Below are 23,023 nucleotides of genomic sequence, written 5' to 3' on the forward strand. Positions count from 1 at the left end.
TAAGCGAACAACCAGAGGCATGGGCCTATTCGTGAGGTTAGGCACAGCCATCACGACTATCCGCGTTCGTGACGGTTTTTGGGAACGCTTCCACGCGCATGATCACGCAATTCCACCTCCTCCCCGTACCCTTGTCGGCACGCGTTCCGCGGAACCTGACCTTTGCCATAACCGACGCGAATACACCCCCGGAGCCGCCACCGTGTCCGCCACCCCCACCGCCGCCCCCGAGCCCGCCGACCGGCCGCGCGACCTGCTCGCCGACGGCAGCGCCGCACCGTCCGGTCCCGGCACGACAGCCCAGCCCGGTGCGGGCAGCGCCGCCCAGCCCGGCGACGCCACGACAGCCCGGCCCGGGGTCGCCGTACCTGGTGACGGCAGCGCCGCCGTGCCGGGTGACGGTGCGGCCGTCGCCGTGCCGGCGGCGCGGCAGCCGCAGGTCGACCCGGCTGCGTCGGGTACCGCCGGGGAACTGGCCGGGGTCGCCCAGCGCGCCGCCGAGGCGCTGCTCACGCCCACCGCGCCGGCCCGACTGGGTGACGTGGTGCCCGCCCCCGAGCGGGTCACGCCCGACCCCGCCGCCGACTTCACGCTCACCCCCGACGCCGTGATCCGGGTCAGCGCCGACCCGGCCGCCCTCGCCGTGGGCGAGCGGCTCGCCGCGCTGCTGCGCCCCGCGACCGGTCACCCCCTGCCGGTGACCGACGCCACCGCCCCACAGCCGGCCGGCGGCATCGCGCTGGTGCTCGACGGCGACGCCGGCCTCGGGCCCGAGGGCTACCGGCTCTCCGTCACCCCCCACGGGGTACGGATCACCGCCGACACCGCCACCGGCCTGCACCACGGCGTGCAGACGCTGCGTCAACTCCTGCCCGCCACGGTCGAGAGCCCGACGCCGGTCAGGCAGCGCTGGGTGCTGCCCGGCGGCGAGATCCTCGACCGACCCCGGTACGCCTACCGGAGCGCGATGCTCGACGTGTCCCGACACTTCTTCGGCGTCGCCGACGTGCTGCGGGTCGTCGACCACCTGGCCCGCTACAAGCTCAACCACCTGCATCTACACCTCACCGACGACCAGGGCTGGCGGATCGCCGTCGACTCCTGGCCGAGGCTGGCGACCGTCGGCGGCGCGACCCAGGTCGGCGGCGGCCCCGGCGGCCACTACACGAAGGGCGACTACCGGCGGATCGTGGCGTACGCCGCCGAACGGGGCATCACCGTCGTACCCGAGATCGACCTGCCCGGGCACACCCACGCGGCGCTGACCGCCTACGGTGAGCTTTCGCCCGACCGGATCGCGCCGCCGCCGTACACGGGCACCGAGGTCGGGTTCAGCTACGTCGACCCGGCCAGTGGGCGCACGTACGAATTCGTCGCCGATGTGCTCGGTGAGATCGCCGCGCTCACCCCCGGCCGGTTCCTGCACATCGGCGGCGACGAGGCGTTCAAGGTCAAGGGTGCGGCCTACACCGGCTTTGTCGAGCGGGTTCAGCGGATCGTCGCCGGTGTCGGCAGGACGGTCGTCGGCTGGCACCAGATCGCCCCCGCCGCCCACGTCGACGGCCGGGTGCTGCAATGGTGGGGCACCGACGGCGACGACGCGGTGACCGCCGAGGCGGTGCGCCGGGGGGCGCGGCTGATCCTCTCCCCCGCCAACCACGCCTACCTCGACATGAAGTACGCCCCGGACACCCCGATCGGGCACGACTGGGCGGGACTGGTCGACGTGCGCCGGGCGTACGACTGGGACCCGGCGACCCACCTGAACGGGGTGCCGGCCGAGGCGGTGCTCGGCGTCGAGGCGCCGCTGTGGACCGAGTCGGTGACGACGCTCACCGAGGCCGAGTTCATGCTGTTTCCCCGGCTGCCCGCGATCGCCGAGCTGGGCTGGTCAGCGCGAGCCACCCACGACTGGGCCGGGTTCCGACAGCGGCTGGCCGGGCACGGAGAGCGCTGGTCGACGGCGGGCATCGCGTACCACCGCTGCCCGACGGTGCCGTGGCCGGGGCCCTGCGGGCGGGTTCCGCTCCCCCGGTCAGCCGGGAGCACCGACCGTTCCGCCTGAACGTCACCGTCGCCCGGTTCCGCCGCCGGGCGACGGTGACGCCCGAGTCGCCAACGACGCGTCGAATGTCCGATTACCGCGGTCCGGGCTGCGCATCATGTCCGGTTCATGGCGGTATACGGCGTGGGCGGGGCCACGCTGGCGACGGAATCGCGGATGGGGTGCCGGCGTTGTATCCGACATACCCGCGGCACTCCCCCGCCGCGGCGGCCGATCCCCCGGCGGAATGCACGCCGGCCCCCGGTCGTTGAGAACCCCGTACCGCCCCGTGGCACTCCCCCGCCACGACCGACCGGCCCCCGGCGGAATGCACGCCGGCCCCCGGTCGTTGAGAACCCCGTACGCCCCGCAGGCCTTCCGGCCGACGGGCAGATCCCCTCCCCCGCGCACCGCATCCCCCCTCGCGGTCGCGCACCCCCGGACGAGAGGACGATCCTCCATGCGTACCGACATCTTCCGCAAGGCCGCCCTGACCGCTGCCGCCTTCACCGCCACCGCCGGTGGCATCGCCGGCCCGGCGGTCGCCGCCAACGCTGCTCCGTCGAACGCGCCGACCAGCGCCGTGCAGAGCGAGCGCAAGCCGGCCGGCGAGCGGCAGCTCAACGTGAAGTACGAGGCGCAGCCGAACTTCTACTACTGTGGCCCCGCCGCCGCCCGGAACGCGCTGAGCGTGCAGGACAAGCTCATCGACGTCGAGGACATGGCGAACCGGATGGGCACCACCGAGTCCGGCACCAACAGCATCAATGACATCACCCCCGTCCTGAACAAGGAGACCGGCCGGGACGCCTACCGCAGCGTCGAGATCAGCAGCCCCGAGGCCGACGGGAAGCAGACCGACACCCTGCGCGCCGACATCGTCGCCGCCGTGGACGAGGGCCACGCCGTGGTCGCCAACATCGCCGGCACCGCCACGGACATCGACGGTGGCACGCACTCCTTCGAGGGTGGGCACTACGTCAGCGTGGTCGGCTACCGCGACGGCGGGAACATCGTGAAGATCGCGGACTCCGCCGACCCGGCCTCCGCCTCCTACGAGCTGGACGTGGACACCCTGGCCGACTGGATCGCCACCCGCGGCTACGCCCACTGACCCATCCCTGAACGACCGGTACCGCACGCGACAGGGCCGGCCCCCGGAAGGGGGCCGGCCCTTCGTCGTGTCACCTCGGCGGCGACGAGCAGGCCGAGGGTGACGGTGGCGACGGCGCGAACCCTCAGCCGCCGGAGTCGGCGAGTTCCGCCCCCTCGGGCACGGTGTCGTCGTCACGGCTGGCCAGCCAGCCGTCGGGCAGGAAGACCTTGCCCGGGGAGTTGGTACGCCCACGCGGCTGGCCGAGCGTCTCCACCGGGAACGGCACCGTGGGGTCGAGCTTGCCGAGCAGGTCGTCGAGCTGCGCCAGGCTGTCGATCATCGCCAGTTCGCGGCGCAGCCCGCTGCCCACCGGGAACCCCTTGAGGTACCAGGCGACGTGCTTGCGGAAGTCCGTGCAGCCGTCCCGCTCGCCCCGGGCCGGGTTGCGGGCCCCTGCGGTGAACTGGCCGACCAGCAGCTCGGCGTGCCGGCGCATGGTCGCCGCGACCTCGCCCAGGGTGGGCAGCCGCCGCTCGGCACTGCCGTCGAAGGCGGCAGCCAGGTCGGCGAACAGCCATGGCCGGCCCAGGCAACCCCGACCGATCACGACGCCGTCCACGCCGGTGTGTGCGACCATCCGCAGCGCGTCGTCGGCCTCCCAGATGTCGCCGTTGCCGAGCACCGGCACGTCGAGGGCCTGCTTGAGGGTGCCGATCGCGTCCCAGTCGGCCGTGCCCGAGTAGCGCTGCGCGGCCGTCCGCCCGTGCAGGGCCACCGCCGCGACGCCCGCGTCCTGGGCGGCCAGCCCCGCCTCGACGTACGTCAGGTGGTCGTCGTCGATGCCCTTGCGCATCTTCACGGTGACCGGCACTCCGGCGGGCGAGGCGGCGTCGACCGCGGCCCTGACCAGGCGGGCGAAGAGCCGGCGGCGCCAGGGCAGCGCCGACCCGCCACCCCGGCGGGTGACCTTCGGGACCGGGCAGCCGAAGTTGAGGTCGATGTGGTCGGCGAGCCCCTTGTCGACCACGATCCGCACGGCGGCGGCGGTGATCTCCGGGTCGGTGCCGTAGAGCTGGAGGCTGCGCGGGCGCTCGTCGTCGCCGAACGCGATCATGCGCAGCGTCTTCGGGTTCCGTTCGACCAGCGCGACCGTAGTGATCATCTCGCAGACGTAGATGCCGCCGCCCTGTTCGCGGCAGAGCTGCCGGAAACCGACGTTGGTGATGCCGGCCATCGGGGCGAGCACCACCGGCGGCCACACCCGGTGCTCCCCGAGGGTGAGCGGGCGGCGGACGGCGGAGGCGGCGGCACTGGTCACGTGACCAAGAATCCCACGCCCGCCGGGGCGGGCGTCCGGTGGCCGGTCGACACGGCGGACGCGGGCGAACCCGCACCCGCCGCACCGGCCGGCGGGCCGGTCAGGGGGCGGCGGGATTGGCCAGGATCAGGCCGGACACGTCCACGATCACCGACGTGGCGCTCGCCGTGTAGATCGAGAAGGAGAAGCCCCGGCCGCCGTACGCGCCGAGCTGCACCTCCACCAGGTTCGACAGGATCTGGTTCGGCCCCCACCAGTTGAGCGAGGAGGTGCCCGGCGTGGCCACCGACGCGCTGTGCGCGGTGAGGAAGCCGCCGGCGACCGTCCCGGCCACCGTCACGTTCACGTACGCGGCCAGCGCCCGGCCGGGCTCGACCTCGGGCAGGGTGCTGATCGACAGGTGGATCGACGTCTTCGCCCGCAGCTTGCCGGTGGCGTCGACGTTCCCTGCACCCCCGACGACGTAGTCGCCCCAGGAGTTGATCGAGCGGGTGTCGAGAACCCGGCGGGGCGGCACGGCGAGGGTGCGGTTGGCCCACCGGGAGGTGTTCACGTACGCCCGGGTGTTGGCCCGGCCCCCGATGACCAGGTCGCCGGACTCGTCGATCGCCAGCGAGCCGGTCGGCAACTCCTCGGGCAGGGCCGCCGCGGGCGTCTGGCTGAGGATCAGCGGCGACCGGTCGATGGCGTGGTCGAGGGCGAGCGTGGGCCCGGCCGACGAGCCGCCCACCAGCAGGGTCTCCGCCGTGCCGGCGTCGTTGGCCTCGTCCAGCAGGACGGGGTCACCGGCGGCGGCCCGCGCGGGGGTGGCCACGGCGGCTGCCGCGCCGACGCCGGCCCCGGCCACCACCGCGCCCCTGATGACCCGGCGGCGGCTGGTCGGCCTGCTCTGGTCGGCGGTCACGGCGTGCTCCTCGGTCTCGTGCTCACTCACCGGCCTGCTCCTTCGCGGCGATCCGCTGCGCGGTGGCTTTGACCTCGCGGGTGCGCACCGCACGGGTCTGCGGGTCGGCGGCCGCGGCGCGGCCGGCTCCGTGCGGGTTGTTGATCACCACCGACTCCGGGGCGTAGACCAGCAGGCCGGTCACGTCCAGGATGACGGCGGTGGTGGCCTGCACGTACACGCCGACGGTGTTCTGCCAGGGGTCGATCTGCGTGATGAACGCGTTGGCGAGCACCTGGTCCGCCGCCCACCAGTTGATGGTGGAGGCGGTGGGCCGGTTGCCCCGGCCGTAGACGGTGGCGAAGCCGCCCTTGGTGGTCTTGGCGACGGTGATGTTGCCGAGCATGCCGTCGCCCCCGTCGACGATGCCGTCGAGGTGCACCAGCAGGTAGGTGCCGGCGACCGCGCGCCCCTGCGCGTCGAACTGTCCCTCGATGAGCCGGGCCCGGCCGGCGGAACTGCGGGTGTCGAGGATCCGGGTCGGCCGGATCGGCACCAGCATCGTCGAGTTGGCGGTGGTGTGCACCTCGTGCCGCTCGACGGTGCCGTCGACGACCCGGTGGACGCCGAGACCGGCGGGCGTGGAGACCACGGAACCGCCCCAGCCGACGTACGACGGCCGCCGCCCGAGGTGCAGCGGGGCCCCCGTCGGGTTCTTCAGCGCCAGGGTCGCCCCGCCCTCGACGGCGGCGGTCAACTGGGTCCAGGTGGTCGCCTGGTTGGGCAGCCCGAGGGCCACCGCACCGTCCGTGGCGGCGGCGGCCGGCGCGGCGTCGAGGGCCGAGGCGGCGGTGGTGGCGGCGACCGCGGCACCGCCGGTCACGGCGGCCCGGCGCAGCAGGCCGCGCCGGGAGGCGCGGCGGTCGGGTTCGGACGACGGCATCTCAGTTCCCCCGTGGGTGGTGGACGGACGATCAGGCACCGGTGACCTGGCTCGGGTGGCCGACCAGCAGGCTGGTCAGGTCGACGATCACGTGGGTGGGCGAGCTGATCGCGTCGATCGTGATGACGCTGCGCCACGCCCCCACCGCGCCGAGCTCCGTGAACAGGAAGTTCGACAGGATGGTGCCGGTGGTCGCCCAGTTCAGGGTGGACGCGTTGGGTTTCGGGCCGGAACCCCACACGGTGAGCACGCCGGGGCCGGTCATTCCCACCACGGTGACGTTGCCCTTCATGGCGTAACCGTCCCGGACGAAGCTGTCCAGGCTGACCACGATCGGCTTGCCGGGCACGACCCGACCGGCGGAGTCGAGGGTGCCCGCACCGGAGACGATGTGCCGACGCAGGTCCGCGTCCCGGGTGTCGAGCACGCGGGTCGGCTCGACGGTGACCGACGTGGTGGCCCACTCGCTGGTCCAGGCCCAGCCGTTGGTGCCGTCGCGTTCGCTGCTGTGGTGGCCGGCGCGGACGAACAGGTCGCCCATGTCGTCGACGGCCACGGTGCCGACCTCCGAGTCGAGCACCTGGGGGTAGAGGCTCTCGCTGGGCACCAGCCGCAGCGGTGCGCCCGCCGTGTTCGTCAGGACCAGCGTCCCCGGGCCGGAGGCAGCGCTCAGGGTGGTCGTCGCGGGACCGGACTCGTTGCTCTCCCCCATGGTCAGGTCGTCACCGGGGGCGGCCTGCGCGGTCCCCGGGACGGCGACGGCCGCCACCGCGCCCGCGCCGACGGTCGTCGCGGCGAGGGCGGCGGCGCGGCGCAGCACCGTGCGCCGCCGCGAATCGTGGTCGTGCTGTGTCTCGCGCGCCATGCGCACACCCCCGTGAGTAGAAAGAGCCCGGGGAATGCTCGCACGAGATCAACCGCCGCTCAACCACCCGCCGGTCGGCGTTCCGACCCGGCGGGAGAGCGCGGGAAGGCCGACGGCCCCGCCTCAGGTCGGGGCGGGGCCGTCGGCCGACCTACGCGGCGACCACGCGGGGCCGTCGCCGGTACGGCTCAGCAGCCGGGCAGCCGCTCGATCAGGTACCGCTCCACCTGGTCCAGGGCGATCCGCTCCTGGGTCATGGTGTCGCGGTTGCGCACGGTCACCGCGTCGTCGTCGAGGGTGTCGAAGTCGACGGTGACGCAGAACGGGGTGCCGATCTCGTCCTGGCGGCGGTAGCGGCGGCCGATGGCCTGTGAGTCGTCGAACTCCACCACCCACCGCCTGCGCAGCTGCGCGGCGAGCGCCTTCGCCTTGGGCGAGAGCGCCTCGTTACGAGACAGTGGCAGCACGGCCACCTTGACCGGGGCCAGCCGAGGGTCGAAGCGCATCACGGTGCGCTTGTCCACGCCGCCCTTGGTGTTCGGGGCCTCGTCCTCGTCGTACGCCTCGAGCAGGAAGGCCAGCACCGCGCGGGTGAGGCCGGCGGCCGGCTCGATGACGTAGGGCATCCAGCGTTCGCCCTTGCTCTGGTCGAAGTAGGACAGGTCGACGCCGGAGTGCTTGCTGTGCGTGGACAGGTCGAAGTCGGTGCGGTTGGCGATGCCTTCCAGCTCGGCGAACTCGGTGCCGCCGAACTGGAACCGGTACTCGATGTCGACCGTGCGCTTGGAGTAGTGGGAGAGCTTCTCCCTGGGGTGCTCGTAGAACCGCAGGTTGCTCTCGGACAGGCCGAGGTCGACATACCAGTTCCAGCGCTCGGAGAGCCAGTACTCGTGCCACTTCTCGTCGGAGCCCGGCTCGACGAAGAACTCCATCTCCATCTGCTCGAACTCGCGGGTACGGAAGATGAAGTTGCCCGGCGTGATCTCGTTGCGGAACGACTTGCCGGTCTGCGCGATGCCGAACGGCGGCTTCTTGCGGGCGACCGTCTCCACGTTCTTGTAGTTGACGAAGATGCCCTGGGCGGTCTCCGGGCGCAGGTAGTGCATGCCCTCGTCGCTCTCCACCGGGCCGAGGTAGGTCTTCATCAGGCCGTTGAACATCTTCGGCTCGGTGAAGGTGCCCTTGTTGCCGCAGTTCGGGCAGTTCAGCTCCGTCAGCGCGGCCGGCGGCCGGCCGTGCTTGGCCTCGTACGCCTCCTCCAGGTGGTCGGCCCGGAAGCGCTTGTGGCAGGACTGGCACTCGGTCAGTGGGTCGACGAAGGCGTCGAGGTGGCCGGAGGCGGCCCAGACGTCCCGGGCCAGGATCACCGCGGAGTCGAGGCCGACCACGTCGTCGCGCTGCTGGACCATGGTCTTCCACCACTGCCGGCGCACGTTCTCCTTGAGTTCCACGCCGAGCGGGCCGTAGTCCCACGCCGACCGGGTGCCCCCGTAGATCTCGCTGGAGGGGAAGACGAAGCCCCGGCGCTTGGCGAGGCTGACGACGGCGTCGATACGGTCGGCTGGCATGTTTCCTCCTACGCCGACTGGCGGTCGGCGGGGACGCGGTGGGATGAACCGGAACGGTCCGGGTCGACCGTAGGGCGGTGGCCGACCCGGGAACCAGCACATTACCGGGGACGGGTCAGTCGACCCCGCAGACCTCCAGGCCGCCGGTCTGCCGGTCCTGCCGGAGGGTCACCTGCTGGCGTTCCCGCCCGCCGCCGGCGTAGGTCACGTCGACCGGGACCGTGAGCGTGGTCGGGTCCACCTCGCCGACCCGGTAGCTCGCGATCTGCGGCTCGGCGGACACCCGGCGCTCGAACTCCGGCCGCGACTCGCGGCGCTTGGCGTCCTCGCAGAGCTGGTCGTAGGCCTGGCCGTAGCGCTGCTCGGACAGGGCGCGGTAGTAGTCGGAGGAGACCGTGCGACTCTGCTCCTCGATCGCCTGCACCCCGCTGACGAGCAGGCCGACCACGGCGGTTCCGCCCCCGCCGCAGCACAGCAGCAGGGCGAGCGCGCCGGCACCGAGGCCGAGCCAGAGTCGGGCCCGGCCGCCCTCGGTGGGCGGGGCGGCGAACGGCGGCGCCACCCCGGGCCCGGCCGGCGGCGCGGGGGCCCCGGAGGCGGCGGGGGCGGGCCCGTGGGCGGGCCGGGCGGCTGCGTGGGGTGCGGGCCCTGACCGGTCGTGGGGTGCGGCGGAGGCCCGGACAGGGGCAGCGCGGGGTACGGCGGGGGGCCTGCCGGTCCGGGTACGGTCATACGAGCAGCGTAGTGCCCGAGCGCTCAGCGGTAAGGACCCGCGGCCCGATCACTGGCGAGCACCAACACGTCGCCGCCGGGAGGGGCGGTTGCCAGCGCCTCGTAGGCGGACGGCTCGTCGACGCTCTCGGCGAGCAGCGGCACCGCGGTCACCTTGACGTCGAAGCCGCCCAGGGCCCGGCGGTAGGTGCCGACGGACTCCCACTCGGTGACCAGACACCAGTGCCGGGGGTCGTCGAGCGCCCGGACGAGTTGCCCCCGCAGGTAGCCGGGCCGGGCCGCGAGGGCCGCGAGGGCCGCGTGCGCCCGCTCGGTGAACGCCTCGGCGAGTTCCGCCTCGACCACGAACCGGTTGGTCACCAGCACCGGCTTCCTCCTCGTAAAGTTGGTGGGATGCAGCGTACGCAGAACTCCCTGCCCGCCCGGCTGGCCCGGCAGAACCCGACGACGGTGTTCCTGGTCACCCTGCTGGTGGCGCTGGTCGCGTTCTTCACTCCCGGTGTCCTCGGTGGCCTGCTCACGCTGCTGCTGGCCGCCGGGGTGGCCGCGCTGCTGGTGACCACCTGGGCGGTACAGACCCCGCCGACCCGGGTGATCCGGCTGCTGGTCCTCACGCTGCTGGTCACCGCGGGTCTGGTGAAGCTGCTCTGACATGCAATCATGCGTTTTTGACAATCATTGTCGTTCCGCGGAAGGTTGAGCCCATGAACCTCCGCCCGACCCCTCGCGCCCTGGCCACCGCCTCCGCCGCCCTGCTCGCCCTGGGCGGCGTCGCCGCCTGCTCGACCGAGGACGCCCCGGCCGGGGCCGACCCGCAGCGCATCGACGTGGTGGCCGCCTTCTACCCGCTCCAGTTCGTCACCGAGCGGGTCGGCGGCGACGCGGTGACGGTGACCAACCTCGCCAAGCCCGGCGCGGAACCGCACGACCTGGAGCTGAACCCCGGCCAGGTCGGCCAGATCAGCGAGGCCGAGCTGATCGTCTTCCTGGACGGCTTCCAGCCGGCGGTCGACGAGGCCATCGAGCAGAACGGCGGCGACCGGGCCTTCGACGTGGCCACGGTCCAGCCGCTGCTCGACGCGGCAGCCGGCGGCCACGACCACGGCGCTGAGGACGAGCACGGCCACGACGGCGAGGGCGAGCACGCCGAGGACGAGCACGCCGAGGCGGAGAAGCCGGGCGAGCACGCCGAGGAGTCCGGCGGCAAGGACCCGCACGTCTGGCTCGACCCGACCCGGCTGGCCACCATCGGCGACAAGCTCGCCGAGCGGCTCGGTGCCGTCGACCCGGACCGCGCCGGCGAGTACACCGAGCGGGCGAAGGCCCTGCGCACCGAGCTGGAGAAGCTCGACACCGAGTTCACCGAGGGCCTCAAGACCTGCCAGCGGCGGGAGATCGTGGTCAGCCACACCGCGTTCGGCTACCTCGCCCAGAAATACCAGCTGGAGCAGATCGGCATCACCGGCCTGACCCCCGAGAACGAGCCGTCGCCGCAGCGGCTGGCCGAGGTCGCCGAGGAGGCCCGTGAACACAAGGCCACCACGATCTTCTTCGAGACCCTCGTCAGCCCGAAGGTCGCCGAGACGATCGCCGAGGAGGTCGGCGCGCAGACCGCGGTGCTCGACCCGCTCGAGGGCCTGTCCGCCGACGGCGGCGGCGACTACCTTTCGGTGATGCGCACCAACCTGCAGAACCTGAGGACGGCGTTGAGCTGCTCGTGACAACCCCTGTCATCACCGTCACGCACGGGGTGGTCGGCTACGACGGCCGCCCCGTGCTGCGTGACGTGTCCCTGACCGTGACCGCCGGTGAGGTCGTCGCGGTGCTCGGCGCCAACGGCTCCGGCAAGTCCACCCTGATCCGCGCCGCGCTCGGGCTGGTCCCGCTCACCGCCGGCGCCGTCGCCCTCTTCGAGCGCCCGTTGCGGCGGTTCCGCCAGTGGCACCGCATCGGGTATGTCCCGCAGCGGCTCGGCGCGGGCGGCGGCGTACCGGCCACGGTGTCCGAGGTCGTGGCGTCGGGCCGGCTGGCCCGCCGCGGTGTGCTGCGCCCGCCGGGCCGCGCCGACCGGGAGGCGGTCGCCGAGGCACTGCGCGCGGTGGGGCTCGCCGACCGCGCGAAGGACCCGGTGTCCACCCTGTCCGGCGGCCAGCAGCAGCGCACCCTCATCGCCCGCGCGCTCGCCGGCCAGCCGGAACTGCTGGTGCTCGACGAGCCGACCGCCGGGGTGGACGCCGCCAGCCAGGAGGCGTTCGCCGGGGCGCTGCGCGGCTTCGTCGACGGCGGCGGGACGGTGCTGCTGGTCGCCCACGAGCTGGGGCCGCTGCGTCCGCTGATCAGTCGGGCCGTGGTGGTGCACGGGGGCGGCATCGCCCACGACGGCGCGGTGCCCGAACCGGCGGGCCACCACGCGGCGCCCGACCACGACCACGTGCACCCGCACGGCCCCGAGGAGCCCGCCGGGCTGTGGAGTGCCCCGTGAGCCTGTTCCAGTACGAGTTCATGCTGCGCGCCCTGGTCGGCGCGCTGATCATCGGCCTGGCCGCACCGGCCCTCGGCATCTATCTGGTGCAGCGGCGGCTGGCCCTGATCGGCGACGGGATCGGCCACGTCGCGCTGACCGGCGTCGGCGCCGGCCTGCTGTTCAACCAGTCCCCCGTGCTGATGGCGGTGGCGGCGGCCACGGTCGGCGCGGTCGCCATCGAGCTGATCCGCGAGCGCGGACGCACCTCCGGCGACCTGGCGCTGGCGCTGCTGTTCTACGGGGGCATCGCCGGTGGGGTGGTGCTCGTCGGGCTCTCCGACAGCAGCAACTCCAACCTCAACGCCTACCTGTTCGGGGCCCTGACCACCACCTCCCGCCAGGACCTGACCACCATCGCGGTGCTGGGGGTGGCGGTGCTGGTGGCCATGCTCGCGCTGCGCCCGGCGCTGTTCGCGATCTGCCACGACGAGGAGTACGCCCGCGTCTCCGGCCTGCCGGTACGCGCCCTCAACCTGCTGCTCGCGGTCACCACCGCGGTCACGGTGACCATCGCCATGCGGGCGGTCGGCGTCCTGCTGATCAGCGCGCTGATGGTGGTGCCGGTCGCCACCGCCCAGCAGGTCACCAGGGGGTTCCGCAGCACGATGACCGCCGCGATGGCGCTCGGCCTGTTCGCCGCGGGCGCGGGGATCTGGGTGGCGGCGGTCGCCGACACCGCCCCCGGTGCCTCGGTGGTGGTGCTCGCCATCGCCGGTTTCCTGGTCGTGGCGGTGCTCGGGGCGCTGTGGCGGGGGCTGCGCCGGCAGCCCGCGCCGGCCCCCGTCGTGGCGGAGGAACCGCCCGAGGTGGTGCTGCACCGATCCTGACCGGCGGCTCGGCCGTGGGATTGGTTACCGTTGCGGGGTGACCATCGGATCCGGCTACGACGCCTACGAGGGTGCCAGCGAGCTTCTGCGCGCCCTGTCGGCACCGATCCGGCTGGCCATCGTCAGCGAGCTCGCCGAGGGTGAGCGCTGTGTGCACGAGCTGGTCGAGAAGCTCGGCGCGGCGCAACCGCTGGTCTCCCAGCACCTGCGGGTGCTGCGGGGCGCGGGCGTGGTACGCGGCTCCCGACGGGGCCGCGAGATCGCGTACGCCCTGGTGGACGAGCACGTCGCGCACATCGTGGCCGACGCGGTCAGCCACGCCGGGGAGGCGTCATGAGTGAGGGCGGAACGGCGGTCCGCAACACCCGTCAACGGTCGGCGGTCAGCGCTCTGCTGGCCGAGGTGGAGGGCTTCCACAGCGCACAGGACCTGCACGCGATGCTGCGGGACCGGGGCGAGCGGGTCGGCCTGACCACCGTCTACCGCACCCTGCAGAACCTCGCGGACGCGGGCGAGATCGACGTGATGCGTCCGCCCGGCGGTGAGCATCTCTACCGGCGGTGCAGCGAGGGGCACCACCACCATCTGGTCTGCCGCTCCTGCGGGCGGACGGTGGAGGTGGCGGGGCCGACCGTGGAGAGCTGGGCCGAACGGGTGGCCGCCGAGCACGGCTTCACCGACGTCAGCCACACCCTGGAGATCTTCGGCACCTGCCCGACCTGCGCCCGCTGACCGGTCGGCGGGGTGCCCCGGGGGCCCGGTCCGTGGCACGCTGTGCGGCGTGAGGATCTACGCTGATCGTTTCCCGGTCGCCGTCCGCCAGGTGGTCACCGACCTGCTCGTCGTCGCCTGGGTCTATGCGGCGGTGCGCGGCGCGATGTGGCTGCACGACCTGGTGCGACGGCTGGCCGTACCCGGGGAGAAGCTGGAGTCGGCCGGCGGCGGACTGGCCGACAACCTGGGCGAGGCCGGCGGCAAGGTCGGCCGGGTGCCGCTGGTCGGCGACGAGCTGACCGCGCCGTTCGAGCGGGCCGCCGAGGCCGCCCGCTCGCTGGCGGAGGCGGGGCGCGACCAGCAGGAACTGGTCGACCAGTTGGCCCTGGCGCTGGCCGTGGCCGTGCTGGTGTTCCCGCTCGGGCTGGTGCTGTTCGGCTGGCTGCCGCTGCGGGTGCGCTGGATGCGCCGGGCCGGGGCGGCGGCGACCCTGGCCGCCGCACCCGGCGGCCGGGACCTGCTCGCCCTGCGGGCGCTGGCCGGTCAGCCGCTGGGCCACCTGACCCGGATCGCCCCGGACGTGGCGGAGGCGTGGCGTCGGGGCGACGACGACACGGTCGACGCCCTGGCCGCCCTGGAGCTGCGCCGCCTCGGCCTGCGCCCCCCGCGCCCACGCTGAACCCCGCCCGCCGGCCCGGGTGACCGCTGCCCCGGCGACCGGAGCTCCGGCACCCTCGGGCCGGCGGGCGGTGGCGGGGTCAGGGGATCGGGGGGATGCGGCGGCGGACGTCGCGGGCCGTGGACTCGCCGGGGGTCCAGCGGGCCACCCAGGGCAGGTCGGCCGGCGGGGTGATCACGTCCTCCTCCAGCGACGCGTACCGGCCGGCGAGGATCCGCCGCGCCGCGACCACGTCGACGGAGTCGGTGTTCTCCCACAGGGCGGTGAACAGGGCAGCAACCCGCACCCGCGCCTGCCGGCAGAACAGGTCGGCCAGCTCCACCCCCTCGGGGCGGGTCTCCCGCTCCGCGCGGGCCCGAACGCAGACCGCGCTCATCGCGAACAGCTCCGCGCCGATGTCCACCACCCGGCCCAGGAACGCCTGCCTGCGTTCCATCTTCCCCTGCCAGCGGGACATCGCGTAGAAGGTGGACCGGGCCAGCTTCCGCGAGGCGCGCTCGACGTGGCGCAGGTGTCCGGCGAGGGGGCCGAACTCGGCGTACGCCGTGGGACGCTGGCCCGCTCCGACCGCGAGGGTGGGCAGCCACCGGGCGTAGAACGCGCCTGCCCGCGCCCCGGCCCTCGCCTTGCGGCCCAGACCGGCGTCCGGGTCGATGATGTCGCCGGCCACGGACAGGTGCGCGTCGACCGCCTCCCGGGCGATCAGCAGGTGCATGATCTCTGTCGAGCCCTCGAAGATGCGATTGATCCGCAGGTCACGCAGCATCTGCTCGACGGCGGCGGGCCGTTCGCCCCGGGCAGCCAGGGAGTCGGCCGTCTCGTAACCCCGACCGCCACGGATCTGGACCAGCTCGTCGGCGACGCGCCAGGCCATCTCGCTGGCGTAGAGCTTGACCAGCGCCGCCTCGATCCGGATGTCGTTTCGGTCGTCGTCGGCCAGCAGGCAGCACAGGTCGAGCATGGTCTCCATGCCGTACGTGGTCGCCGCGATGAACGACAGCTTCTGCGCCACGGCCTCGTGCTCGCCGACCGGCCGGCCCCACTGCACCCGGTCCGCGGCCCACTCCCGGGCCACGTTGAGCGCCCACTTGCCGGCGCCGACACACATGGCGGGCAGCGACAGGCGGCCGGTGTTCAACGTGGTCAGGGCGATCTTCAGCCCCTTGCCCTCGCCGCCGATGACGTTCTCCTTCGGCACGAACACGTCGTGGAAGCGGGTGAGGCTGTTCTCCAGGCCGCGCAGTCCGAGGAAGGCGTTGCGCCGCTCGACGGTGATGCCCTCGGCGTCGCCCTCGACGACGAACGCCGTGATGCCGCCGCGTCGGCCGTCGGCGGCCGGCACCCGGGCCATCACCACGAGCAGGGTGGCGATGGTGCCGTTGGTGGCCCAGAGTTTCACGCCGTTGAGCCGGTAGCCGCTGCCGTCGGGGGTCGGCTCGGCGGTGGTGGCCAACCGGGCCGGGTCGGAGCCCACGTCCGGCTCGGTGAGCAGGAAGGCGGAGACCTCCCCGGCGGCCAGGCGGGGCAGGAACCGGTCCTTCTGCTCGGGGGTGCCGAACATCTTCAACGGCTGCGGGACGCCGATCGACTGGTGCGCCGACAGCAGCGCGCCGAGGGCGGGACTGACCGATCCGGCCAGCATCAGCGCCCGGCAGTAGTGCAGGTTGCTCAGGCCGAGCCCGCCGTGGGCGCGGTCGATCTTCATGCCGAACGCGCCGAGCCGGGCCAGCCCGTGGAACACCTCGTCGGGGATGTGGGCGTCGCGTTCGATCGCGGCGCCGTCCACCTCCGTCGCGCAGAACTCCCGCAGCCGGCCGAGGAAGTCCTCGGCCCGGGCGGTGTCGGCCGGGTCCGGACGCGGCCAGGGGTCGATCAGGTCGACGCGGAGCCGACCGAGGAAGAGTTCCCGGCCGAAGCTCGGTCGGTCCCAGGCGGATTCGCGGGCCGCCTCGGCGACCCGGCGGGCCTCCTTCTCGGACACCTGGCCCGCCTCGCCGGGCAGGGGCCCGGCTCCGTCGGAGGTGGATGGAGTGTGCTCTGTCGTGGTCACGGCTGCCCCCTCGAACCTCGGTTCGGTGTGCTGCGTCATGTGCTCGACGAACGTGACGCTACCCCCGGGTGTTACCCAGGGGTAGCGTCGCGCAAATATCGAGGGATATCGAGGCGTCAGGCGATCCGGTCGTCGTCCTCGTCGTCGTCCTCGTCGTCGTCACCCCAGTTGCGCCGGGAGAACGGCAGCACGGCCCAGAACGTCAGGAACCACAGGGCCGTGATCGCGCTGAGCACGAAGGCGACCGGCCGGTCGAGCACGAAGTCGGTGACCAGCAGCACCGCGCTGACCATCGAGATCAGCATCAGGGCCAGCCCGCCGCTGGCCATCCGGTGCGCGAAGCGCACCAGTTCCGGCTTGCGCCCCTGCCGGAACAGCGCCCGGTGGAACGCCACCGGAGAGATGATCATCGCGGTGGCACCGGCCGCGGCCAGCAGGGCCACGATGTAGACGTCCTTCTGGAACTGCGTCGTCCGCTCGAAGCCGGCACTGAAGGGCAGAGTGAGCAGGAACGCGAAGAGGATCTGCACGCCGGTCTGCGCGACCCGCAGCTCCTGCAACAGATCGGTGAAGTTGCGCTGCCAGCGCTGCTTCTCGGTTTCCTTCGACACGGGCGACCTCCGGTGAGCGTACCCCCGGCGGTGTGCGACACGCCGGCGGAACGCTTGTGCCCCAACGGAAGCGGCATGAAACCGCTTCGCCAACCGGGCGGCGGGTCAGGCCCGCACCCGGGCCAGGATCGCCTCCGCCAGCGCCGCCGGCGCCTCGTCGGGGATCCAGTGGGTCACCCCGGGCAGCACCACGAAGCGGTAGTCGCCGGGCACGTGCGCGGCGCACGCCTCGGCAGCGGTGCGGCCGATCGCGAAGTCCCGGTCGCTCCAGACGTACGTGGTCGGCACCGGCACCGGCCCGGTGGTGGCCATGTCCCTCCGGGACATGGCCCGGTACCAGTTCAGCGCGGCGGTCAACGCGCCCGGCTCGCGCATCGGATCCGCGTACGCCGCCACCCTCGCCCGGCCGCCCACCCCGCGCAGCAACCGGCGCAGGCCGAACCCCTTCAGCGCCAGCAGCGCCCGCTCCGCCCGGCCCGTCTGACGGAACAGCACCATGTACGCCGAGCGCGCCTTCTGCCGCGTGTCGGTGGTCAGCGCGTGCGCCATGGCGGCCGGGTGCGGCACCGACACGGCGGTCAGTGTGCGGACCCGGTCCGTGTGCCCGGCGGCCAGCTTCCAGGCGACCACCGCACCCCAGTCGTGACCGACCACGTGCGCGGCCTCGACGCCGAGGGCGTCCAGCACGGCCACCGCGTCGGCGACCAGCTCCGGCATCCGGTACGCCTTGACCGCAGCCGGCCGGGCCCCGGGCGAGTATCCCCGCTGGTCCAGCGCGTACGTGCGCAGTCCGGCGGCGTGCAGGGCGGGCACCACGTCGTCCCACTCGCCGGAGTGCTGCGGGAAGCCGTGCAGCAGCAGGACGGGCTCACCGCCCTCCGGACCGCCGACGCGTACCTCGAACTCCAAGCCCCTGGCTGCGATTCGCATGATCGGCACCCTACCCGCGGGCCGCCCCGGGGTCACTCGTACTGACGCCGGGGGGTGGGCACCTGCCGCCAGGACTCCACCTCGATGAAGGGGATCTCCGCGTCGTTGACCGGGTCGCGGCCCAGCCGGTCGCTGTAGCGGCCGGTCACCTCGATCCAGGTGTCGTTCGCCAGCCCGGCCGGCACGTCGCCGGTCAGCCCGAGCTTGACCGGCCGGCCGTCGGCGGCGCAGCAGGACATCACCATCCGGGCCAGGATGGGCTGGCCGTCGGGGCCGGCGGCGACGAAGCCGGTGAGCATCACCCGCCGACCACCGATCGAGGCGCCCTTGTCGAACAGCGCCCGGGAGGCGTAGTCGAGCACGCTCACCTGCACCGGATCGCCGTCGGGCAGGGGCGGGTAGTCCGACTGCTGCTGGCTGGCCAGCGCCGTGCCCGCCTGCCCCGCCGCGTACGACCCGAGGGCCGGCGGCGCGACGAGCAGCAACCCGAGCACGGGCAGGATCAGCAGCCAGCCGACCCGCGGCTCGTGGTGACCGTGGCCGTGCCCGTCGTGCTCCGACCCGGCCACGGCGGGTCCGTGCCCGGCGTTCCCCGGGCCGCCCGCCGGCACGTCACCGGCCACGTCCGGGCTCCCCGCCGGGACGGCCACCCGGGCGGCCGGGCGCAGCTCGTACCACAGGGTCATCACGGCGGCGACGATCAGCAGCAGGCCGGCGGCGATCAGGAAGGGACGCAGCCCCTCCTTGACGTAGCGCAGGTAGAGGTCGGTGACGCTGGCCCGGACCACCGCGCCGCCGAGCAGGAGCAGGACGACCGCCTGCGCCTGCCGGTTCACAGCAGCACCGCCCCGGCGCCCACGGCCACCAGCACGGCCACCGCGAAGGTGGTCGGGGCGAACCGGAAGGCGAACCGGCGGCCGAACACCCCCGCCTGCATCGAGATCAGCTTGAGATCGACCATCGGCCCCACCACCAGGAAGACGAGTCGGGACGTGAGGGAGAACTGCGACAGCGAGGCCGCCACGAAGGCGTCCGCCTCCGAGCAGAGCGACAGCAGCACGGCGAGGACCGCGAGGGCCAGCACCGACAGCCAGGCGTTGTCGGCGAGGGTCTGCAGCCACCGCTCGGGCACCAGCACGTTGATGCTGGCGGCGGCCATCGCGCCGAGCACCAGGAAGCCCCCGGCGTGGGTGACGTCGTGTCGGACGGCCGCCCAGAAGGCGCGCCCGCGCGAGGCGTCGTCCAGCTCGGGCCGGCGGGGCAGCCGGATCCAGTCCGCGCGGCCGAGGCGCAGCCACAGCCAGCCCATGACCATCGCCACGATCAGGCTGGCCAGCCCCCGGGCCAGGACCATCTCCGGGTTGTTCGGGAAGGCGACCGCGGTGGCGGTGAGCACGATCGGGTTGATCGCCGGGGCGGCCAGCAGGAAGGCCAGGGCGGCGGCCGGGGTGACTCCCCGACGCATGAGCGACCCGGCGATCGGCACCGCGCCGCACTCGCAGCCGGGCAGCACCACGCCGGCCGCACTGGCCGCCGGCACGGCGAGCGCGGGATGCTTCGGCAGCGCCTTCGCCCAGAAGGAGCGGGGCACGTAGACCGCGATCACGGCCGACAACACCACGCCGAAGGCGAGGAACGGCACCGCCTGCACCATGATCGAGACGAAGACGGTGGTCCAGGTCTGCAACCGGGGCTCGGCGAGAGCGGTGGCCAGCGGCGCCCGGAAGATGATCAGGAGGACCAGCAGCGCGGCGAGGACCTCGACCGAGCCGATCCGGCCACCGAACAGCCGCCGGTCGTCGGCCGGGGCGTCGGGCGGGGCGGGGGCGCGCCCGGGCGGCTCGCCGGGCGGCGCGGAGTGCTGGGTGTCTGTGCTCACGTGTTCGTCCTCTGCCCGTCCGGATCGGCGGCATGAGGTTACCGCGTGCAGCCGTTCACGTCGATGGATGTCACACCCTTCGGCGGGTTCGCGGCCTCGAAGGTGCGTCGCCATGACCTGCGGAAAGATCACTTTGCCTGATGATCTTCGCTGGTGTTAGCGTCGGTGCGACAACGTCACCTCCGACAGGGGAGCGCGCAGCGCTGAGAGTGCGGGTCCGCCCGCAGACCCTCGAACCTGATCTGGGTAATGCCAGCGCAGGGAGTTCGGTCGACCTCCAGCCGCGCCGTCGTCCGGCCACCACCGGGCGCGGCGTGCGTCTTGCCTGGTTCACCACGGACTGGGGAGCAACCGCATGAAGCACACCGACACCAACCGTTGGCGCACGATCGACATCGTCGTCGCCTCCGTCATCGCCGTCGCCTTCGGCGTGATCTTCTGGGCCTGGGGCCTGCTCTGGAGCGCTACCGAGGCCGCCTTCGCCTTCTTCCCACCGGCCCAGGCGCTGATCTACGGCATGTGGCTGGTGCCCGCCGTGCTCGGCGGGCTGGTCATCCGCAAGCCGGGAGCGGCGGTCTACTGCGAGCTGCTGGCCGCGATCGTCTCCGCTCTGCTCGGCAGCCAGTGGGGTGCGCTGACCATCGTGCAGGGCCTGTCCCAGGGCCTCGGCGCGGAGCTGGCGTTCGCCGCCTTCCGGTACCGCACCTTCCGGTTGCCCACCGCGCTGCTGGCCGGCGCGCTGACCGGCCTCGGCGCCGCGCTGTTCGACTTCTTCTACTGGAACGTGGCCACCGACCTGACCAGCTACCGGATCCCCTACGCGCTGATCACCATCCTCAGCGCGACCGTGCTCGCCGGCGCCGGGGCGTACGCCCTGACCCGCGCCCTGGCCACCACCGGCGTCCTCGACCGGTTCCCCGCCGGCCGCGACCGTGCCCTCGTCTGACCCGACCGACTGAACCGGCGAGCCGGGCCACGAGGAGGTGGGATGAGCGGCGTCGACCTGCGGGGGTTCGGGTGGCGGCACGCCGGGCGACGCGCCTGGGCCGTCCGGCAGGTCGACCTGCGGGTGCGGCCCGGCGAGCGGGTGCTGCTGCTCGGACCATCCGGTGCGGGCAAGAGCACCCTGCTGGCCGCCCTCGCGGGGCTGCTGCCCGACGACTCCGGTGAACGGGAGGGCGACGTCACCGTCGACGGGCTGGAACCCCGCGACGCCCGCGAACGGGTCGGCATCGTCTTCCAGGATCCCGAGACCCAGTTGGTGATGGCGCGCTGCGGCGACGACGTGGCGTTCGGGCTGGAGAACCGGGGTGTGCCGGCCGGGGAGATCTGGCCCCGGGTGGACGAGGCCCTGCACCGGGTCGGCTTCCCGTACCGGCGGGACCGGCTCACCGCCGCCCTGTCCGGCGGCGAACAGCAGCGGCTGGCCCTGGCCGGGGCGCTGGCCCTGCGGCCGCGCCTGCTGCTGCTCGACGAACCCACCGCCAACCTCGACCCGGCCGGGGCGGCGTTGGTGCGGGAGGCGATCGGTCGGGCGATGGACGCCGACACCACCCTGGTCCTCGTCGAGCACCGGGTGGCCGAGGCGCTGCCGCTGGTCGACCGGGTGGTCGTCCTCGACCCGGGCGGCGGTGTCCGTGCCGACGGCCCGCCTGACGACGTCTTCGGCCGGTACGGGGACGCCCTCGCCGCCGAGGGGGTGTGGGTGCCCGGCCGCACCGTGCCGCCCCGCCGCGCCCGCAACCCGGCCGGCGACGTGCTGCTCACCGCCGACCGGCTCGGCCTGCCGCCCCGGCTGGCCGCCACCGACCTGACCGTACGCGCCGGTGAGGCCCTGGCGGTGCTCGGCCGCAACGGCACCGGCAAGTCCACGCTGGCGCTGCTGCTCGGCGGGCTGCTCCGGCCGGGCCTTGGGCGGGTCACCGCAAGTCGGGCCCTGGCCGGAGCCGACACCCGCACCCCGCCGCACCGGTGGCGGGGCCCCGCCCTGGCCGACCGGATCGGCTCGGTGTTCCAGGACCCCGAGCACCAGTTCGTCGCCCGCACCGTCTTCGACGAACTCGCGTTGGGCCCACGCCGCGCCGGCCAGCCCGACGCCGCCGTCCGGTCCACCGTGGACACCCTGCTGGAACGGCTGCGGCTGACCCGGCTCGCCGGGGCCAACCCGTACACCCTCTCGGGCGGCGAGGCGCGGCGGCTGAGCGTCGCGACGGCCCTTGCCACCGCCCCCCGCCTGCTGATCTGCGACGAGCCCACCTTCGGTCAGGACCGGCGCACCTGGCGGGAACTGCTGGACCTCTTCGCCGACCTGCGCGACGCCGGGCACGGTCTGGTCGCGGTGACCCACGACATCGACTTCGTGGCCGCGCTGGCCGACCGCACCGTCGCCCTGGGCCCGTCGACACCCGGCCCGGCCGACCCGTCGGGCATGGCTCCGGACGCCCCGGAGGCCCCGGAGGCCCCGGAGGCCCCGGACACCTTGGACGCCCCGGACGCCCCGAACCAGCCCGGCTGGGCGGGCCGGTGATCGGCGTCGAGCCGGTCGCCCGGCCGGACGCGCCCCTGGCCCGGCGCAACCCGGTCGCCAAGCTGGCCGCGGCACTGCTGTTCTCGCTGATCCTGGTGGCGACCCTGGACCCGGTCACACCGGCCATCGCGATCGGCGTCGAGATGGCGCTGCTGCCGCTGTTCGGGGTACGCGCCGGCCTGCTGCTGCGCCGCGCCTGGCCCCTGCTGGTCAGCGCCGTCGGGGTCGTCGTCACCCTGGTGCTGTTCGCGGCCGACCGTTCGGGGCGGGTGCTGCTGGAGGCCGGTCCGGCGGTGGTGACCTCCGGGGTGCTGCTGACCGCCCTCGGCCTGGTGCTGCGGACGTTCGCCGTCGCGCTGCCCGGGGTGATCGTCTTCGCCACCACCGACCCGACGGACCTGGCCGACGCGCTGGTGCAGAACGTGCGGGCGCCGGCCCGCTTCGCGGTGGGGGCGCTGGCCGCGTTCCGCCTGGTGCCACTGCTCGGGCAGGAGTGGCAGATGATCAGCATGGCGCGCCGGTCGCGCGGTGTCGAGGCCGGACGCAACCCGGTGGCCAGGCTGCGGCTGTTCGTCTCGACCGCGTTCACGCTGCTGGTCGGCGCGATCCGCCGGGGCACCCGGCTGGCCGTGGCGATGGACGCCCGGGGCTTCGACGCGGGCACGCCCCGCACGGTCGCCCGGCGGCAGCACTTCGGGATGGCCGACGCGCTGCTGGTCGTGGGGGCGGTGCTGCTGGCCGGCGGGGCGCTGACCGTCAGCGTGCTGCTCGGCACCTTCCGCCCGATCGTCTGAGCCGGTGGCCCTCCCCCGGACGGCGCAGCGGGCCGGGGT

At 73.7% G+C, this 23,023-nt stretch carries 24 protein-coding genes and 1 riboswitch; of the genes, 12 read left to right on the forward strand and 12 right to left on the reverse strand.

The window, feature by feature from the left end; genetic code table 11:
• Positions 1 to 253 precede the first annotated feature (253 nt).
• Together GA0070616_RS05990 and GA0070616_RS05995 are read left to right on the forward strand one after the other, a co-directional pair.
• Positions 254 to 2,065, forward strand: coding sequence for a beta-N-acetylhexosaminidase (locus GA0070616_RS05990; protein ID WP_425412987.1), 1,812 nt, complete (start codon positions 254 to 256; stop codon positions 2,063 to 2,065).
• A gap of 439 nt (positions 2,066 to 2,504) precedes the next feature.
• Complete coding sequence (locus GA0070616_RS05995; RefSeq protein WP_091077575.1) at positions 2,505 to 3,158, forward strand: C39 family peptidase; 654 nt, start codon at positions 2,505 to 2,507, stop codon at positions 3,156 to 3,158.
• A 124-nt stretch (positions 3,159 to 3,282) separates the two neighbouring features.
• Here GA0070616_RS05995 and dusB read toward each other — a convergent pair whose 3' ends face one another.
• From dusB to GA0070616_RS06030, 7 genes are all read right to left on the reverse strand, one after another.
• Positions 3,283 to 4,458 (reverse strand): tRNA dihydrouridine synthase DusB, encoded by a 1,176-nt coding sequence (gene dusB, locus GA0070616_RS06000; protein ID WP_091077578.1) that lies wholly within the window; start codon positions 4,456 to 4,458, stop codon positions 3,283 to 3,285.
• 100 nt (positions 4,459 to 4,558) lie between these two features.
• Positions 4,559 to 5,392, reverse strand: a complete 834-nt coding sequence (locus GA0070616_RS06005; protein ID WP_091077581.1) for a hypothetical protein — start codon at positions 5,390 to 5,392, stop codon at positions 4,559 to 4,561.
• Entirely contained in the window at positions 5,385 to 6,284 is a 900-nt protein-coding gene (locus GA0070616_RS28000) for a hypothetical protein (protein WP_091077583.1), read from the reverse strand. Before GA0070616_RS28000 ends, GA0070616_RS06005 begins: the two co-directional genes overlap by 8 nt.
• Positions 6,285 to 6,315: 31 nt before the next feature.
• A complete protein-coding gene (locus tag GA0070616_RS28005; protein ID WP_091077587.1) occupies positions 6,316 to 7,149 on the reverse strand; it encodes a hypothetical protein in 834 nt (277 codons plus the stop codon).
• Positions 7,150 to 7,337: 188 nt separating this feature from the next.
• Positions 7,338 to 8,717 carry a glycine--tRNA ligase gene (locus GA0070616_RS06020; protein WP_091077590.1) on the reverse strand — a complete coding sequence of 460 codons (1,380 nt, stop codon included), beginning with the start codon at positions 8,715 to 8,717 and terminating at the stop codon, positions 7,338 to 7,340.
• Between the two features lie 115 nt (positions 8,718 to 8,832).
• Positions 8,833 to 9,279 carry an Rv0361 family membrane protein gene (locus tag GA0070616_RS06025; protein WP_091077594.1) on the reverse strand — a complete coding sequence of 149 codons (447 nt, stop codon included), beginning with the start codon at positions 9,277 to 9,279 and terminating at the stop codon, positions 8,833 to 8,835.
• 194 nt (positions 9,280 to 9,473) lie between these two features.
• Complete coding sequence (locus GA0070616_RS06030; RefSeq protein ID WP_091077597.1) at positions 9,474 to 9,815, reverse strand: antibiotic biosynthesis monooxygenase family protein; 342 nt, start codon at positions 9,813 to 9,815, stop codon at positions 9,474 to 9,476.
• Positions 9,816 to 9,842: 27 nt separating this feature from the next.
• Between GA0070616_RS06030 and GA0070616_RS06035 the strand changes: the two genes are divergently transcribed.
• The 7 genes from GA0070616_RS06035 to GA0070616_RS06065 are packed head-to-tail and all read left to right on the forward strand — an operon-like array spanning position 9,843 to position 14,193.
• Positions 9,843 to 10,100, forward strand: coding sequence for a hypothetical protein (locus GA0070616_RS06035; RefSeq protein ID WP_091077601.1), 258 nt, complete (start codon positions 9,843 to 9,845; stop codon positions 10,098 to 10,100).
• 53 nt (positions 10,101 to 10,153) lie between these two features.
• The gene (locus tag GA0070616_RS06040) at positions 10,154 to 11,170 is read left to right on the forward strand and encodes a metal ABC transporter substrate-binding protein (protein WP_091077603.1); all 1,017 of its coding nucleotides are present in this window, start codon (positions 10,154 to 10,156) and stop codon (positions 11,168 to 11,170) included.
• Entirely contained in the window at positions 11,167 to 11,931 is a 765-nt protein-coding gene (locus tag GA0070616_RS06045; protein WP_091077607.1) for a metal ABC transporter ATP-binding protein, read from the forward strand. The genes GA0070616_RS06040 and GA0070616_RS06045 overlap by 4 nt, the downstream gene beginning before the upstream one ends.
• Positions 11,928 to 12,800 (forward strand): metal ABC transporter permease, encoded by an 873-nt coding sequence (locus tag GA0070616_RS06050; RefSeq protein ID WP_091090012.1) that lies wholly within the window; start codon positions 11,928 to 11,930, stop codon positions 12,798 to 12,800. The genes GA0070616_RS06045 and GA0070616_RS06050 overlap by 4 nt, the downstream gene beginning before the upstream one ends.
• 37 nt (positions 12,801 to 12,837) lie before the next feature.
• Positions 12,838 to 13,137 carry an ArsR/SmtB family transcription factor gene (locus GA0070616_RS06055; RefSeq protein WP_091077610.1) on the forward strand — a complete coding sequence of 100 codons (300 nt, stop codon included), beginning with the start codon at positions 12,838 to 12,840 and terminating at the stop codon, positions 13,135 to 13,137.
• The gene (locus tag GA0070616_RS06060) at positions 13,134 to 13,532 is read left to right on the forward strand and encodes a Fur family transcriptional regulator (RefSeq protein ID WP_091077614.1); all 399 of its coding nucleotides are present in this window, start codon (positions 13,134 to 13,136) and stop codon (positions 13,530 to 13,532) included. The genes GA0070616_RS06055 and GA0070616_RS06060 overlap by 4 nt, the downstream gene beginning before the upstream one ends.
• A 49-nt stretch (positions 13,533 to 13,581) precedes the next feature.
• The gene (locus tag GA0070616_RS06065) at positions 13,582 to 14,193 is read left to right on the forward strand and encodes a hypothetical protein (RefSeq protein ID WP_091077618.1); all 612 of its coding nucleotides are present in this window, start codon (positions 13,582 to 13,584) and stop codon (positions 14,191 to 14,193) included.
• Between the two features lie 79 nt (positions 14,194 to 14,272).
• Here the strand turns inward: GA0070616_RS06065 and GA0070616_RS06070 are convergent, their stop codons facing one another.
• From GA0070616_RS06070 to GA0070616_RS06090, 5 genes are all read right to left on the reverse strand, one after another.
• Positions 14,273 to 16,243 (reverse strand): acyl-CoA dehydrogenase family protein, encoded by a 1,971-nt coding sequence (locus GA0070616_RS06070; protein ID WP_425412929.1) that lies wholly within the window; start codon positions 16,241 to 16,243, stop codon positions 14,273 to 14,275.
• Between the two features lie 116 nt (positions 16,244 to 16,359).
• Entirely contained in the window at positions 16,360 to 16,854 is a 495-nt protein-coding gene (locus GA0070616_RS06075) for a DUF6328 family protein (protein WP_091077626.1), read from the reverse strand.
• Positions 16,855 to 16,959: 105 nt separating this feature from the next.
• Complete coding sequence (locus tag GA0070616_RS06080; protein WP_091077630.1) at positions 16,960 to 17,784, reverse strand: alpha/beta fold hydrolase; 825 nt, start codon at positions 17,782 to 17,784, stop codon at positions 16,960 to 16,962.
• Between the two features lie 32 nt (positions 17,785 to 17,816).
• On the reverse strand, positions 17,817 to 18,620 hold the full coding sequence (locus tag GA0070616_RS06085) for a TIGR03943 family putative permease subunit (protein ID WP_091077633.1): 804 nt from the start codon (positions 18,618 to 18,620) through the stop codon (positions 17,817 to 17,819).
• Entirely contained in the window at positions 18,617 to 19,663 is a 1,047-nt protein-coding gene (locus GA0070616_RS06090) for a permease (protein WP_091077637.1), read from the reverse strand. The genes GA0070616_RS06085 and GA0070616_RS06090 overlap by 4 nt, the downstream gene beginning before the upstream one ends.
• Before the next feature lie 177 nt (positions 19,664 to 19,840).
• Positions 19,841 to 19,945, forward strand: a riboswitch (TPP riboswitch).
• Positions 19,946 to 20,018: 73 nt separating this feature from the next.
• On the opposite strand from GA0070616_RS06090, the gene GA0070616_RS06095 reads away from it, so the two are divergent.
• The 3 genes from GA0070616_RS06095 to GA0070616_RS06105 are packed head-to-tail and all read left to right on the forward strand — an operon-like array spanning position 20,019 to position 22,984.
• Positions 20,019 to 20,609 carry an ECF transporter S component gene (locus tag GA0070616_RS06095; protein ID WP_091077641.1) on the forward strand — a complete coding sequence of 197 codons (591 nt, stop codon included), beginning with the start codon at positions 20,019 to 20,021 and terminating at the stop codon, positions 20,607 to 20,609.
• 42 nt (positions 20,610 to 20,651) lie between these two features.
• Positions 20,652 to 22,190 carry an ABC transporter ATP-binding protein gene (locus tag GA0070616_RS06100; protein WP_091077644.1) on the forward strand — a complete coding sequence of 513 codons (1,539 nt, stop codon included), beginning with the start codon at positions 20,652 to 20,654 and terminating at the stop codon, positions 22,188 to 22,190.
• Entirely contained in the window at positions 22,187 to 22,984 is a 798-nt protein-coding gene (locus GA0070616_RS06105; protein WP_091077648.1) for an energy-coupling factor transporter transmembrane component T family protein, read from the forward strand. The genes GA0070616_RS06100 and GA0070616_RS06105 overlap by 4 nt, the downstream gene beginning before the upstream one ends.
• The last annotated feature ends 39 nt before the right edge of the window (positions 22,985 to 23,023 follow it).

It is taken from the genome of Micromonospora nigra (assembly GCF_900091585.1).
In the GTDB taxonomy this organism is placed as follows: Bacteria; Actinomycetota; Actinomycetes; order Mycobacteriales; family Micromonosporaceae; genus Micromonospora; species Micromonospora nigra.